This window comes from Roseomonas alba (assembly GCF_019430885.1).
Classification (GTDB): Bacteria; Pseudomonadota; Alphaproteobacteria; order Acetobacterales; family Acetobacteraceae; genus Neoroseomonas; species Neoroseomonas alba.
Map to the genome: position 1 here is coordinate 436,971 of NZ_JAHYBZ010000006.1, position 11,975 is coordinate 448,945.

The 11,975-nt window shown below is 69.7% G+C and carries 19 protein-coding genes and 1 pseudogene; 17 read left to right on the forward strand and 3 right to left on the reverse strand.

The window, feature by feature from the left end; translation table 11 throughout:
• Positions 1–44: 44 nt before the first annotated feature.
• Complete coding sequence (locus KPL78_RS18945) at positions 45–1,241, reverse strand: LysM peptidoglycan-binding domain-containing protein (RefSeq protein ID WP_219764538.1); 1,197 nt, start codon at positions 1,239–1,241, stop codon at positions 45–47.
• Positions 1,242–1,374: 133 nt separating this feature from the next.
• Here KPL78_RS18945 and KPL78_RS18950 point away from each other — a divergent pair, with 133 nt between their 5' ends.
• Positions 1,375–2,055: a cytochrome b/b6 domain-containing protein gene (locus KPL78_RS18950; protein WP_219764539.1), complete on the forward strand. Its 681-nt coding sequence runs from the start codon at positions 1,375–1,377 to the stop codon at positions 2,053–2,055.
• Positions 2,056–2,472: 417 nt separating this feature from the next.
• Here KPL78_RS18950 and KPL78_RS18955 read toward each other — a convergent pair whose 3' ends face one another.
• Positions 2,473–3,054 (reverse strand): helix-turn-helix domain-containing protein, encoded by a 582-nt coding sequence (locus KPL78_RS18955; RefSeq protein WP_219764540.1) that lies wholly within the window; start codon positions 3,052–3,054, stop codon positions 2,473–2,475.
• Positions 3,055–3,241: 187 nt separating this feature from the next.
• On the opposite strand from KPL78_RS18955, the gene KPL78_RS18960 reads away from it, so the two are divergent.
• The 4 genes and pseudogenes from KPL78_RS18960 to KPL78_RS30855 all read left to right on the forward strand — a co-directional run.
• A complete protein-coding gene (locus KPL78_RS18960; RefSeq protein ID WP_219764541.1) occupies positions 3,242–3,550 on the forward strand; it encodes a helix-turn-helix domain-containing protein in 309 nt (102 codons plus the stop codon).
• On the forward strand, positions 3,547–4,419 hold the full coding sequence (locus tag KPL78_RS18965; protein WP_219764542.1) for a ParB/RepB/Spo0J family partition protein: 873 nt from the start codon (positions 3,547–3,549) through the stop codon (positions 4,417–4,419). Before KPL78_RS18960 ends, KPL78_RS18965 begins: the two co-directional genes overlap by 4 nt.
• Positions 4,419–4,580: a hypothetical protein gene (locus tag KPL78_RS18970; protein WP_219764543.1), complete on the forward strand. Its 162-nt coding sequence runs from the start codon at positions 4,419–4,421 to the stop codon at positions 4,578–4,580. The genes KPL78_RS18965 and KPL78_RS18970 overlap by 1 nt, the downstream gene beginning before the upstream one ends.
• Before the next feature lie 17 nt (positions 4,581–4,597).
• Positions 4,598–4,723, forward strand: a pseudogene (locus KPL78_RS30855) (hypothetical protein); the annotation flags it as partial.
• 37 nt (positions 4,724–4,760) lie between these two features.
• On the opposite strand, the gene KPL78_RS30300 reads toward KPL78_RS30855, so the two are convergent.
• Positions 4,761–5,144 (reverse strand): hypothetical protein, encoded by a 384-nt coding sequence (locus KPL78_RS30300; protein WP_255569188.1) that lies wholly within the window; start codon positions 5,142–5,144, stop codon positions 4,761–4,763.
• A 209-nt stretch (positions 5,145–5,353) separates the two neighbouring features.
• On the opposite strand from KPL78_RS30300, the gene KPL78_RS18985 reads away from it, so the two are divergent.
• From KPL78_RS18985 to KPL78_RS30305, 12 genes are all read left to right on the forward strand, one after another.
• Complete coding sequence (locus tag KPL78_RS18985) at positions 5,354–5,812, forward strand: DNA transposition protein (RefSeq protein ID WP_219764546.1); 459 nt, start codon at positions 5,354–5,356, stop codon at positions 5,810–5,812.
• The gene (locus KPL78_RS18990; RefSeq protein ID WP_219764547.1) at positions 5,809–7,791 is read left to right on the forward strand and encodes a transposase domain-containing protein; all 1,983 of its coding nucleotides are present in this window, start codon (positions 5,809–5,811) and stop codon (positions 7,789–7,791) included. Before KPL78_RS18985 ends, KPL78_RS18990 begins: the two co-directional genes overlap by 4 nt.
• 81 nt (positions 7,792–7,872) lie before the next feature.
• Positions 7,873–8,817 carry an AAA family ATPase gene (locus tag KPL78_RS18995; RefSeq protein ID WP_219764548.1) on the forward strand — a complete coding sequence of 315 codons (945 nt, stop codon included), beginning with the start codon at positions 7,873–7,875 and terminating at the stop codon, positions 8,815–8,817.
• A complete protein-coding gene (locus KPL78_RS19000) occupies positions 8,817–9,221 on the forward strand; it encodes a hypothetical protein (RefSeq protein ID WP_219764549.1) in 405 nt (134 codons plus the stop codon). Before KPL78_RS18995 ends, KPL78_RS19000 begins: the two co-directional genes overlap by 1 nt.
• Positions 9,214–9,531 (forward strand): hypothetical protein, encoded by a 318-nt coding sequence (locus KPL78_RS19005; RefSeq protein WP_219764550.1) that lies wholly within the window; start codon positions 9,214–9,216, stop codon positions 9,529–9,531. The genes KPL78_RS19000 and KPL78_RS19005 overlap by 8 nt, the downstream gene beginning before the upstream one ends.
• Entirely contained in the window at positions 9,528–9,953 is a 426-nt protein-coding gene (locus KPL78_RS19010; RefSeq protein WP_219764132.1) for a helix-turn-helix domain-containing protein, read from the forward strand. The genes KPL78_RS19005 and KPL78_RS19010 overlap by 4 nt, the downstream gene beginning before the upstream one ends.
• Complete coding sequence (locus KPL78_RS19015; RefSeq protein WP_219764551.1) at positions 9,950–10,228, forward strand: DUF2312 domain-containing protein; 279 nt, start codon at positions 9,950–9,952, stop codon at positions 10,226–10,228. Before KPL78_RS19010 ends, KPL78_RS19015 begins: the two co-directional genes overlap by 4 nt.
• Before the next feature lie 56 nt (positions 10,229–10,284).
• Entirely contained in the window at positions 10,285–10,872 is a 588-nt protein-coding gene (locus KPL78_RS19020; protein ID WP_219764588.1) for a DUF3164 family protein, read from the forward strand.
• 6 nt (positions 10,873–10,878) lie between these two features.
• Positions 10,879–11,073 (forward strand): hypothetical protein, encoded by a 195-nt coding sequence (locus tag KPL78_RS19025; RefSeq protein ID WP_219764552.1) that lies wholly within the window; start codon positions 10,879–10,881, stop codon positions 11,071–11,073.
• Positions 11,070–11,447 carry a thermonuclease family protein gene (locus tag KPL78_RS19030; protein WP_219764553.1) on the forward strand — a complete coding sequence of 126 codons (378 nt, stop codon included), beginning with the start codon at positions 11,070–11,072 and terminating at the stop codon, positions 11,445–11,447. Before KPL78_RS19025 ends, KPL78_RS19030 begins: the two co-directional genes overlap by 4 nt.
• Complete coding sequence (locus tag KPL78_RS19035; RefSeq protein ID WP_219764554.1) at positions 11,438–11,680, forward strand: hypothetical protein; 243 nt, start codon at positions 11,438–11,440, stop codon at positions 11,678–11,680. Before KPL78_RS19030 ends, KPL78_RS19035 begins: the two co-directional genes overlap by 10 nt.
• A complete protein-coding gene (locus KPL78_RS30305; RefSeq protein ID WP_255569086.1) occupies positions 11,680–11,802 on the forward strand; it encodes a hypothetical protein in 123 nt (40 codons plus the stop codon). The genes KPL78_RS19035 and KPL78_RS30305 overlap by 1 nt, the downstream gene beginning before the upstream one ends.
• Positions 11,803–11,975 lie beyond the last annotated feature (173 nt).

The window sequence follows — 11,975 nt, forward strand, 5'->3', positions numbered from 1 at the left end:
GTGCGGCCGATCTACGATGACAAGTAGGAAGTCGCTAAGGCGGATCAGCGCACAACCGTGGCGGCTTCCGCCTCCGGCAGGTCAAAGATCTGGCCCGGGAAGATCCGGTGCGGGTCGCGGATCTGGTCGCGATTGGCTTGGTAGATCACGGTGAAGCGCGTGCCATGGCCATAGGTGGCGCGCGCGATGCGCCAGAGATTGGTGCCCGGCTGCACCACCACGCGGTGGGAATCGAAGGCATTTGCGGGAAGTTCGTCGCGCTGGAAGGGCACCTCGATGCGCGCGGCGACCGTGCCTGCGGGCGTGAGTTGGTCGACGCGCAGGGAATTGCGGCCGACCGGGGGCTGTTCCTCCGGCGCCAAGGTCCAGCGGCCGGAGGCATCAGCCACCGCATTGCCGGCATGGCGATCGCCCACATAGACGCGCACCGTGGCGCCGGGGGCGGCGGTGCCGGCGAAGCGGATGGTGCCGCCCTCCTCGTAATCGACTGAATCCATGCCGAGATGCGGAGCGGCCTGGCGACCGGGCTGGGGCGCGGGCGTGGCCGGTTGCGGGCCCTGCAGGATGCGCGGCGCGGCGGTTGCGGCGGATGGGATCAGCACGGCGATGGGGCCGGGGGCCGGTTCGGCGTTACGCGATTCCGCCGCCTCGGCGCCGCGAGGCTCGGAGGCCGTGCGGGCGGCGGCGCGGGACGCGACCTGTTCGGGCACCACCACCACGACGGCGTCGGGACCGCTGGTCTCCTCCCCAGCGAGGCGCGAGCGCAGGGAGAGCTCCCAGGCGCCGGAGGGGAGCGGGTCGCTCGGCAGGATGACCCATTCGCCGCGGCCATCGGCGCGGGCGCGGCCGAGTTCCTGATGGCCATCGAGCAGCAGCAGTACCTCGGAGCCCGGGGCGGCGCGGCCGGCGATCACCGCGGAACCGCGGGCGCTGACCCGCACCACGTCGAATCGCGGCGTCGCGGCGGCCGTGGTCTCGGTCGCCGTGGCTCGCGTCGGAGTGGCGGCTTCGTTGCTCCGCGGGGCGGATTCGGCACTTCGCGCGGCGGCCGGCAGCGTGGCGGCGGGTTGGGCGGCGAGGCCGGCGGTCGATTGGGGAGCGTCAGGCGTCGGCTGCGGCGCGGTGGCGGGCGTGGGCACGGCGCCGGCCATCGGCGGCACCTCCTCGGAGGGCCGCAAGCCGTAAATGAGGCCGAACAGCAGGGCGAGCCCGCCGAGGCCGAGGAGCGCAGTGCGCCGCATCGCGGATTCCGCCAGTCTTCTGCGATGCTTACAGCCGAATGACGGTCCCTGTGCAGCCGAAAACACCAACGACTCGTGAAGTCGCGCGCCGGGAGCGGCCGTGGCAGGCTCCGCGGGACCAAGGAGAGGCGGCATGAGCGGGCAGCGCGTGGCGGTGAAGGTCTGGGATGGCTGGGTGCGGCTGTTCCACTGGGGCGTGGTGGCCTGCCTCGTCGTCTCCTATGTCAGCGCGCAGGTCGATGCCTGGGATGTGCACTACCTGTCGGGCTACACGATCCTAGCCCTGGTGGTGTTCCGCATCCTCTGGGGGCTGGTCGGGTCGGAGAACGCCCGATTCGCGACCTTCCTGCGGTCCCCCATCGCGGCGCTGCGGGAATTGGCGCATTTCGGCCGCCACGAGCCCGACACCGACACCACGCACAACCCCGCCGGGGCCTGGATGGTGCTGCTGCTGCTGGCGATGCTGCTGGTGCAGGCGGTGAGCGGGCTGTTCACCAACCATGATGTCGGGTTCACCTATTCCGCCCACGGACCTTTCGCGAACAGTGTGGCCGAGGCGACGTCGGAATGGGCGTCCATCCTGCATGTCACTTTCATCAACCTGCTGCTCGCGGCGATCGCCGTGCATGTGCTGGCGGTGCTGGCCTACGCGCTGGTGAAGCGGCAGGACTTGGTGCGGCCGATGGTGACAGGGGTGAAGCGGCTGCCCGATTCGGTCGCGCGGGGGCCGCGGCATGCGCCAGCGTTGTTGGGGCTGGTGCTGCTGGCGGCTTCGGGGGCCGCGGTGTGGTGGGTCACGCGGTTCGGCGGGTGACGGCGGCTGTGGGACCGAGAGGGGCTTTGCCCCTCTCGGTCCCACCTCACCAAAGGCCACAGGGCCTTTGGAAACCGATACCTGGTGTTGGGCAGGAAGCCGGTTCCGTGGTGTCGAAGCGAGCCTGGTGCGCGGCGCTCGGGCATGCTTCCGGACGTTGAATACGAAACGCGTGTCTGGAAATGGCCAGCGCGCGCCCGGCGCCAGTGTTCCTTGACACATCCTTCCGGACATCCGGGATCATGCGGGATTGTCGGGGATAGTGCGGGACAAACCCCCAGAAAAATTGGGCTTTCGACGCTCGACGGCGACGCTGCAGGCGCGGGCGGCAGGTTCCGGAAATCGGGGCTCATTGGATGATTTTGACATTGGGTTCCGGAAAAAATTGGGTCGCGCTCTGAGGCTCTGAGAGGGTTCTCAATCGGGCGTCGGAGCGCTCTCAGAGGCCGCCTCGGCGTCCGCCATCTCATCATAGATCAGCAGCATGACTTGCAGCAGGCGCTTGGGGTCAGGCGCCCGGCCGGGCAGAACCACGATGCCCTGCAGTGCCATCTCATAGGCGCGGGCCAGGCGGTCCAGATTGACCGACCAGGTGAGACCCAGGGACGTCGCGTCCTCCCTCGCTGGACTGGGCTCCGCGACGCCCTTCCTGGCTCGCGCGCTCGCTTGCAAGCGTGCACGCTTGCCGGAGACAGGCTGCGCCTCGGACTGCGGCGCATCCGGCGCAGCGCGAAGCATCGCCCCCTCGCCCGTGGCCAGCCACTCCAGCCGCACACCGGTGGCATCCGCGATCGCGACAGCATTCGACAGCTTCATTTCCCCACCCCCGGTGTAGTTGGTGATGGTGCCGTAAGGAACGTTGGCCAGTTTTGCCAAATCCTCGGCCCCACCGACGCGCGCGACAGCCATCTTCACCCGCGCGCCGCGGGCTCGATCCCGCCTTCCACCTTTGGGCTTCAAAGATGGAACGCCGCTTCCATCTTCCGCATCCTCTTCCATGTTCCGAATTCACCAAGTGAATTCAATGATATGGCCGATTTTGGCCATACGGTCGGCCTGCGCCGAACCTGGAAGCGGCGAATTGGCCGAAATCGGCCTTGAGTGTCTTCCCATTTTCGGCCAATCTCCGTTTGCCAAACCACAAACCCGAGCACGCGGCCCGCCAGCCGCCTGCTCAGGAGACACGATGCCGAAGCGCCCTAACGACTGGCACCCGGAGGACATCAAGGCGGCCGTCCGCAAGACCGGCTCCACCCTGTCTGCCCTGTCCCGGGCCGCCGGCCTTTCGGTCGGCGCTGCCAAACGAGCCCTGGATGTCCCCTGGCCCCGGGCGGAGGCGATCATCGCCGCCCGGCTCGGGGTCAGACCTCAGGACATCTGGCCCAGTCGCTACGACGCCGAAGGGCTGCCCCTCAAGGGCCGGCCCGTCGCCATCGGCCCGGAACGTAGCCGCTCGGCACCCACCCCGCACCGTCAGAAATCGGAGGCCGCGTGAACACGCCTGTCCTGTCCATCCCGCTCGACCAGATTGACATCGGCGAGCGCCTCCGCGCGGTCGACGACGATTACGCCGCCATGATCGCGGAGAGCCTGCTCCAACGCGGGCTCGACACCCCGATCATCGTTGCCGTGGTCGACGGAGCCGCCGGCGCCTACCGCCTGGTCGCCGGCGGCCATCGTGTCGCCGCCGCCCGCAAGGCCGGCTGGACCGAAATCCCCGCCAAGGTGGTCGAGGTCAACGAGCTGCAGGCGCGGCTGATCGAGATCGACGAGAACTTGGTCCGGCGCGAGCTATCAGCCCTCGACCGGGCCGTGTTCCTGGCCGAGCGCAAGGCCATCTATGAAGCGATGAACCCCGCAGCCAAGCGGGGCGGGAAGCGGGAGGCGGGCAAACCGACAAGCTTGTCGGTTTGGTCCTTCGGGAAGGCGACGGCCCTGAAATTGGGCGTCGACGAGCGCACCATCCAGCGCGCGGTGGCCCGCGCCGCCATCGCCCCCGAGGTCCGGGCGCTGATCGCGACCCACCCGATCGCGGACAGCGGGGCCGAGCTCGACCAGCTTGCCGGCCAAGCGCCGGAACGTCAGCGCGAGATCGCCGAGCGCCTGGTCCGCGAGGGCGCCACCGCCCGCACCGTGTCGGCGGCCCTGGTCGAGATCGTGGGGCGCCCCCCGGTCAGTGCGGTCGCGGAGATCGACCGCGAATATCGCGCGATCATGAGCGCCTGGGGAAAGGCATCGCACACCGAGGCGAAGCGCCGGTTCCTGGACGTGCTCTGTAGCATCCGCGGCGACCGCAAAATGATTGAGCGCGCCCTCTCGCGCGCAGCCCAGACAGACGCTGAGGACGCGGAGGCTGCCGCGTGATGACGCGCCGCCCCCGCCCGCCGCGCGTCACCCTGACCGCATGCGTCGGCGGCGCGCTGTTCGCGACCGGCATGATCGGCTGGCTCTGGGGCGCCGATCTGGTCGGCCCGCGCGACATGCTGCGCGCGCTCGCCATCATGGCGCAGGCGGTGCGGCCGTGAGCGGGCTTCATCCCGAGGTGAGTGCCTTCCTTCAGGCCGAGTTCCTCCGGCTCGAGCGGCCCTCGATGGCGGACTGCCTCAGGCGAGCGCTCGCGTTCGCGCTGAAGAATGATCTGCCCGAACCCTCCGACCACGCCATGCGGCGCGCGATCAAGGCTTTGCCGCCGGAGCTGGTGAGCGTCATGCGGGAGGGGCGCCGCGCGGCCGCTTCTTCCTCCCGTGCCGTGTCGGCCGGGTCTCAGTCGCAGGCGCCAGGCCAGGCAGGCACCATGCCAATTCCGCAGGGAGATAGGTCGCCATGACCACGTCCCTGTTCGGCTTCCCGTCGCCCTTCCGCCATTCGGCGAATGCGTCCATCCAGCGCAGCATGACGGCCGCCGCAGCGGCGTCATCGATCGAGCCGGTCTCGCGTAGTCCGGCCAGCAGCTCCGCCAGCATCGCGGCCATTTCCTCTCCGAACGACAGGACGGCGCGACGCGCATACCACTCCGCGATCCGCGCCGTGCGCGTGTCGTCGGATAGGTTCCTGGGCGCGATCTCGGCCCAGAACTCCTCCTCTGTCATCAGTTCCTCCATCGGTCGTGTGGCAACGCCGATGATGGAAGGGGCGCGCGGGGCGGTCCACCGCCTCGTGCGCCCCACCCGGGGGATCGCGGCATGAGCGCCCCGGAACGCTGCCGTGGCGACGGGGTCTTCCGCCTGATCGGTGGGGTCTCGCTCGCCATCGTCGTCGCCTTCGTCGCCGCCGTCATCTGGAAGGCGACGTCCTGACCATGGCGCCGCAGCACCCCGCACAGCTCGACCTGCTCGACTGGCAGCCGCCCGAGGCATCGGTGCGCTTCCCGGAAGAGCAGGTGCGCGCCGCGACCTTCGCGGCCCGCCTGTCGCGCGCGGTGTCGGTGGCGCTTGGGGAATGCGGCATCCCGCGGGAGGAAATCGCAGCACGCATGTCGGCCTATCTCGGCGAGACTGTCTCGCCCGCGATGCTCGATGCCTACGCCAGCCAGGCGCGGGCGGACCACAAGATCAGCGTGCCGCGGTTCCTGGCGCTGCTGCACGCCACCAAAGACCGGCGCCTTCTGGAGTTGCTGGCCGAGCCCATGGGCTGGGCCGTCATCGAGCGCCAGCACCTGCCTGCCATCACCAAGGAAGCCATCCGCGAGAAGCGCGAGGAGATGCGCCAGCAGCTCCGGCGGCTTGATCGCCTGTCGCGGACAGGGGGTGGCCTGTGAGCGTCTGGCTCACCCTTACCGAACTCTCTGCCATGGCCCTGCCGGGCCTGCCGGACACGCGCCGGGGCCTCGCCATGCAGGCCGAGCGCGAGGAATGGAACCACCCCGATGCGGAAGGTCGCCTCTGGCGCCGCCGCCAGGGGCGCGGTGGCGGGGTCGAATACGCCCTCGCGGTCCTGCCCAGCTACGTCCAGGCGAAGATCCTGGCCCGCGCTGCGGCGACGGCGGCGACGGCCGAGAAGGACGCGACGCTCCAGCGCCTGTCGGACGAGGCCGCCTGGGCCGCCTATGAGCGCCAGCCCGAGAAACACAAGGCGCGCGCCGCCGCGCGTGTCGCGGCGCTGGATGCGGTGGCCACCCTGGTGAACCAGGGCCGGCCGCGCAGGCTGGCGATGATGGAAGTCGCGGCCACGCACCAGGTGTCGCGCTCGCAGCTCTATGAATGGGCCAGTCTGGTCGATGGCGTGCCGCGCGCGTCCTGGCTGGCGCGCCTGGTCCCGCAATATGCGGGCGCAACCGGCGCTCGCGCGACCTGCAGCGACGAGGCCTGGGAATGGCTGCGCGCGCGCTACCTGCTGCCGAACCAGCCCACGTTCGAGACGTGCTGGCGCGACCTGGAAAGGGTTGCGGCGCAGCGTGGCTGGACGCTGCCATCCAAGCGGACACTGTATCGCCGCATCTGCGCCCTGCCGGAGGTGGTGCGCACCTGGCACCGCGAGGGACCGGAGGCGACGGACGCCCTGTTCCCGACGCAGCGCCGCGACCGTTCGATGCTGCACGCGATGGAATGGCTGAACGCGGACGGCCATCGCTTCGACAACTTCGTCGAATGGCCGGACGGCGAGAAGGCGCGCCCGATGGTGGTGTGCTTCCAGGATCTCTACAGCGGGAAATTCCTGGGCTACCGCGTGGGGCCGGACGAGACCGGCGACACCTTCCGCCTCGCCTTCGGCGATGTTGTCGAGAAGTACGGCATCCCCAGCCGGGTCACGATCGACAACACGCTGGCGGCGGCGAACAAGACCATGTCGGGCGGCCTGAAGCGCCGCTTTCGCTTCAAGGTCCGGGCCGAGGAGCCGCTCGGAATATTCCCGACGCTGGGCGTCGAGGTGCATTGGGCGAAGCCGTACAGCGGCCGCTCCAAGCCGATCGAGCGCGCCTTCGGCGACTTCGCGCGGGACATCGCGCGGCACCCGGCCTTCGTCGGGGCGTGGACCGGCAACAGCACGTCGAACAAGCCGCACGACTACGGTTCGAAGGCCGTGCCGCTCGCGACCTTCCTGGCGGTGCTGGAGGCCGGCATCGCCGAGCACAATGCGCGGCCAGGCCGCACCGCCGCGAACTGCCGCGGGCGGTCCTTCGACGAGACCTTCGCCGAGAGCTACGCGCAGGCGCCGATCACCATGGCGTCGGACGCACAGCGCCGCGTTTTCCTGCTGGCCGCGGACGAGGTCCGGGTGCGTCGCGACGCGACGGTCCATCTGATGGGCAACCGCTACCACGATCCGCGCCTGGTCGAGCTGCGCGGCCGGCCCGTCACCATCCGCTTCGACCCCGAGCACCTGCACGCGCCGGTGCATATCTTCCTGGCCTCGGGCGAGTTCTTCGTCACCGCCGAGTGCATCGCCGACAGCGGCTTCGGCGACGTGGACGCTGCGCGCCGCACGGCGCAGGCGAAGAAGCAGCGCAACAAGGGCATCAAGATGGTCGCGGACGCCGAACGGCGGATCGATGCCGAGCAGCTCGCGCGCGATCTCGCGGATCTCGAACGCCCGCTGCCGCCCACGACCGCACCCCGCGTGGTGCGCCCGCTGTTCCGCGGCAATGCCGCGGTCAAACCCATCACGGATCAGGAGGAGGAGACCTCGGAGGAACGGTCCGAGCGCCTGTTTGTCGCCTTCCAGCGGCAGCGTCGCGGCGTTGGAGCCGCCGCGACGCTCCGGCTGGTGCCGGACGAAGACGCCGAGGACCAGGCCTGAACAGCGGCCCTCGGAACCCACGACAGAGAGAGACCTATCATGCCCAGCGACGTCGCTGAACCCACAATGAGCCCGGAGGATATGGACGCAATCCGCGTCCGTGTCCGTGCGGTGATGGCCGACCGCAAGATCACCATGGCCGAGATCGCCCGCCGGATGCAGTTGCCTTACGGCACGTTCACGAACTGGATGGGCGGCACCTACAAGGGGCGCAACGAGCGCGTGGCCGAGCAGGTGCTGTCCTGGCTGAACAGCCTGGAGACGCAGGAACGCACCCGCGCGATGCAGCCCCGCGCGCCCGCCTTCGTGCTGACGAAGACCGCCGAGGCGATCCTCGCGACGCTGGAGCACGGGCAATACACGCCGGAGATGGTGGTCATCACCGGCATCCCGGGCGTGGGGAAGACGTCCGCGGCGCGCTGGCATGCCTCCCGCAATCCCAATGTGTGGATGGTGACGGCGGAACCGGCGATGTCCTCGCCGAATGCCCTGCTGCACGCCCTCAATGATGAGCTGCGGGTGGAACCCGCCGGCGTGTCCGCGCTACGCATGTCGCGGTCCCTGATGCGCAAGATGGCGGGCAGCCAGGGTCTCATCCTGATCGACGAGGCGCAGCACCTCACCAGCCCGACGCTGGACCAGTTGCGCAGCTTCTTCGATATCGCGGGCGTCGGCATCGCGCTCATGGGCAATGAGCACGTCTATGCCCGCCTCGAAGGCGGGGCGCGCAGCGCGCAGTACGCGCAGCTTTTCAGCCGCATCGGCATGCCGCTGCGTCGCCCGCGGGTGCTGAAGGACGATATCGAGGCGCTGCTGGACGCGTGGGGCGTGCAGGGCGCGGCCGAACGCAAGCTGCTGCACCAAATCGCGCGGAAGCCCGGTGCCCTGCGCAACGTCAACAAGGTAGTGCGCATGGCGCACATGCTGGCGGGTGGCGATGGCGCCGAGGCGATGGGCGAGGGCCACATCGCCATGGCGTGGGATCGGCTGAGCGGCGGCGCCGCCCTGCAGGCGGAGGCCGCGTGATGCCCCGGCAGATGGACAATCCCCTGGATGGGCGCGGGCGCAATGTGAAGCTGCCGAAGGCCACCTGGGTCGGGGCACTCCAGGTGCTCCTGCTCGCTGCGCGCGAGGCGCAGGACCCCAAGGCGCGCGCGGACGCGGAGCATGAGCTGGAGCGCATGGCGCTGGCCGCCGATATCGCGACGTCCATGCACCTGGCGCTGACGCTCGCGCGCTTCGAGCTGCGCGAGGATCTCGCGGCGCATGTCCGCAGCACGACGCGCCTCGCGTTCGAATGGCAGGTGGAAGAACCGCTGCCATCGACGTTCTGCGATCCCGAGATGGAGCAGGTGGCGCAGCGCAAGAAGGCCGCGCTGGAGAGCGTGGATGCGACGATCGCCGCCGCGGAGGGCCGCACCCGTGGCTGACGCCTGGTGCCATCGCGACGGCGTCATCGGCATCGGCCAGAAGGCGCCCGAGGGTTCGCTGCTGCTCCGCCAGGGCGAGAGCGAGCCGGTCCTGCAGGAGGCGATCGAGCGCGTCGGCCGCGTCGCCTACGACAACACCACCTGGCTCGTCCCCGGCGTGCCGGAAGCGGACGACGACGATGCGGCGCTGGAGGCCGCGATCGACTTCATCTTCAAGCTCCGCCTCCGCTGCGCCACCATCACCCAACGCCAGCCGCGCCCGCTTCATGCGCGGGAAGGCCTTGTGGTCATCGCGGGAGGCCGCGCATGACGCCGACCCTGTCAAGCAAGGACCGGCTCACGCTGGTCATCGAGCAGAACGAGGATCTGCGCGCCGAGAACGCGGACCTCCGCCGGCGCATCAGCGCCGCGCTGCAGAGCGGCCTCACACCTCGCGTTCGCCAGGTGCTCTCGCTCGTCGCAGCGGAATGGGACGTCGATGCCGACCTGATCCTGTCCGAGCGGCGCGCCGCCTGGATCGTCGAACCGCGCCAGGTCGCCATGTGGATCGCCGCGAAGCACCTGCGGCACAGCCTGCCACGCATCGGCAGTGCGCTCCGCCGCGACCACACCACGGTCCTCCATGGCATCGGCGTTGTCTCGGCGCGGCTGGCCCGCGACCCGGACTTCGCGGCGCGCGTCGCCCGTGTGTCTGCTGCCGTCACCACCCAAGCAAACCCGGAGGTCCAGTGAGCACCGCCAAGGCCGCGTCGGCCACGCCCGACGACACCGAGGTCGGCGGCATCGCCGCCGATCGCCTGCGCGCGATCATCGAGCGCGTTGAGAGATTGGAAGAGGAGAAGAAGGCACTCTCCTCCGACATCAAGGACATCATGGCCGAGGCGAAGTCCGCCGGCTTCGACGTCTCGGTGATCCGCAAGATCATCGCCATCCGCCGCCAGGAACCGGCCGACGTCGAGGAGCAGGACACGCTGCTCGACCTCTACCGCCGCGCCCTGGGCATGTGAGGGAACCCCCGACAGTGACCAGCACCAACACCAAGCCCCCGATCCCCGAGGGCTTCATGCAGGACGCGGCGGGCCGCCTCGTCCCCATCGCCAACATCAAGCCCGAGCACCTGCTCGAAGACGAGATGGTGCGCAGGCTCCATGACCAGGCGGAGATGGTCCGGTACGCCCTCGCGACCTTCAAGGCCAACGCCTTCGCCGAGGTCCGCGCCCTCTTGGACATCCTCGCGCAGCAATACGGCAGCACCCGTGGCGGCGCGAAGGGCAACGTGCAGTTCCGCAGCTTCGACGGAACGCTGTCTGTGCAGCTCGCGGTCGGGGAGCACATCAGCTTCGGGCCGGAGCTGCAGATCGCGAAGCAGCACGTCGACGAATGCCTGCGTCGCTGGACCGAGGGCGCGAACCACAATCTGCGCGCCATCGTCAACGATGCCTTCGAGGTCGACAAGGAAGGCAAGGTCAACGCCGACCGCATCCTGTCGCTGCGCCGTCTGGAAATCCAGGACGAGACCTGGAAGCTCGCCATGGACGCGATCAGTGGCGCCGTGCGCACGACGCGGAGCAAGGAATACATCCGCCTCTACGTCCGCGAGGCACCGGAGAAGGATCCGGCGCTCGTGCCCCTCGATATCGCGAGGGTTTGAGCGGTGGTGCCCCCGACCCGCAACGACGCGATCCGGCGCCTGATCGGCGTTGCGTTCGACGCCGGCGTCGCCGCCGCGTCCCGCCCCCTGGCCCGCCGCAATGAGGCGCGGATCGCACAGCAGGACTATGCCACCGCCATCGTCCAGGGATGGATCGACCTGGACGCCGAACAGCGCACCGCGCCGGGCGGCGCGTCGTGACCCGGGCGAGCATCATCGCGGCGATCGCTGCCATCACGCTCGCTACGTCCGCCGCGGCGCAGTCCCCGCTGCGCGTCATCGACGGCGACACCATCGAGGTGCGCGGGCGCATCGTGCGGATCATCGGGCTCGACGCGCCGGAGATCCACGGGCGCTGCCCGGAGGAGACGCGCCTCGCCATCGCGGCGCGCGACCGGCTGGCGCAGCTGCTCGCCGGGCGCAGCGAGATCCGCACGCGCGGGCGCGACCGCTACGGCCGGACCCTCGGCCGCGTGCTGGACGCGAACGGTCGCGACGTCGCGCAGGTGCTCATCAGCGAGGGCCTCGCACGGCCCTATGACGGGCGCAGCCGGCGCCAGGGGTGGTGTTCGTGACCGACGATGATAAGGCCCAGGTTGAGAGCTGGCGGCGGCACATGGATCGGTGCCTCGCGATGGTGTTGGCGCCGATTGGCCGCCCCGACGCGAAAGTCACCATCATCGTGCGCGCGCCGGAGGCGCTGCCGCATGAGGCGATGATCTCCGGCAACGACGATCTGCGGATCGTGCAAGCTGCGGTGGAGCATTTCGCGGACGTGCAGGCGCTACGCCGGCGAGGCGGGCACTGATGCGCGCGCCGGCCCCATCCTCTGGCTTCTGGAAGGGCGTCGCTGTGGCGGTGCCGCTCAGTGTGCCGCTGTGGGCCGGCATCATCTACGCCGCCCGATACCTCTGGCAGGCGCTGTCATGATCGCGCCCGCGGACCTGCGCATCGTCGCCGACCTGCCGGCCATCTACGCTATCCTGATGCGGCTGGAGACCGGGGAGCGCGCGTCCCGCGACCTCGATGCCGATGTGTTCGAGGCGCTGGGCTGGCACGTCCTGCGCGATCGCCAGATGGTTCTCAGCCCGCTCTCACGCGCC

What these genes read in the sequence shown, in the direction of transcription:
- KPL78_RS19010 (WP_219764132.1), top strand. Translation starts at nt 9,528, where the DNA reads ATGACGCCGACCCTGTCAAGCAAGGACCGGCTCACGCTGGTCATCGAG.
- KPL78_RS19020 (WP_219764588.1), top strand. Translation starts at nt 10,285, where the DNA reads ATGCAGGACGCGGCGGGCCGCCTCGTCCCCATCGCCAACATCAAGCCC.
- KPL78_RS18970 (WP_219764543.1), top strand. Translation starts at nt 4,419, where the DNA reads ATGACGCGCCGCCCCCGCCCGCCGCGCGTCACCCTGACCGCATGCGTC.
- KPL78_RS18995 (WP_219764548.1), top strand. Translation starts at nt 7,873, where the DNA reads ATGGACGCAATCCGCGTCCGTGTCCGTGCGGTGATGGCCGACCGCAAG.
- KPL78_RS30300 (WP_255569188.1), bottom strand. Translation starts at nt 5,144, where the DNA reads ATGACAGAGGAGGAGTTCTGGGCCGAGATCGCGCCCAGGAACCTATCC.
- KPL78_RS18960 (WP_219764541.1), top strand. Translation starts at nt 3,242, where the DNA reads ATGCCGAAGCGCCCTAACGACTGGCACCCGGAGGACATCAAGGCGGCC.
- KPL78_RS19000 (WP_219764549.1), top strand. Translation starts at nt 8,817, where the DNA reads ATGCCCCGGCAGATGGACAATCCCCTGGATGGGCGCGGGCGCAATGTG.
- KPL78_RS18945 (WP_219764538.1), bottom strand. Translation starts at nt 1,241, where the DNA reads ATGCGGCGCACTGCGCTCCTCGGCCTCGGCGGGCTCGCCCTGCTGTTC.
- KPL78_RS18985 (WP_219764546.1), top strand. Translation starts at nt 5,354, where the DNA reads ATGGCGCCGCAGCACCCCGCACAGCTCGACCTGCTCGACTGGCAGCCG.
- KPL78_RS30305 (WP_255569086.1), top strand. Translation starts at nt 11,680, where the DNA reads ATGCGCGCGCCGGCCCCATCCTCTGGCTTCTGGAAGGGCGTCGCTGTG.
- KPL78_RS18955 (WP_219764540.1), bottom strand. Translation starts at nt 3,054, where the DNA reads ATGGAAGAGGATGCGGAAGATGGAAGCGGCGTTCCATCTTTGAAGCCC.
- KPL78_RS18950 (WP_219764539.1), top strand. Translation starts at nt 1,375, where the DNA reads ATGAGCGGGCAGCGCGTGGCGGTGAAGGTCTGGGATGGCTGGGTGCGG.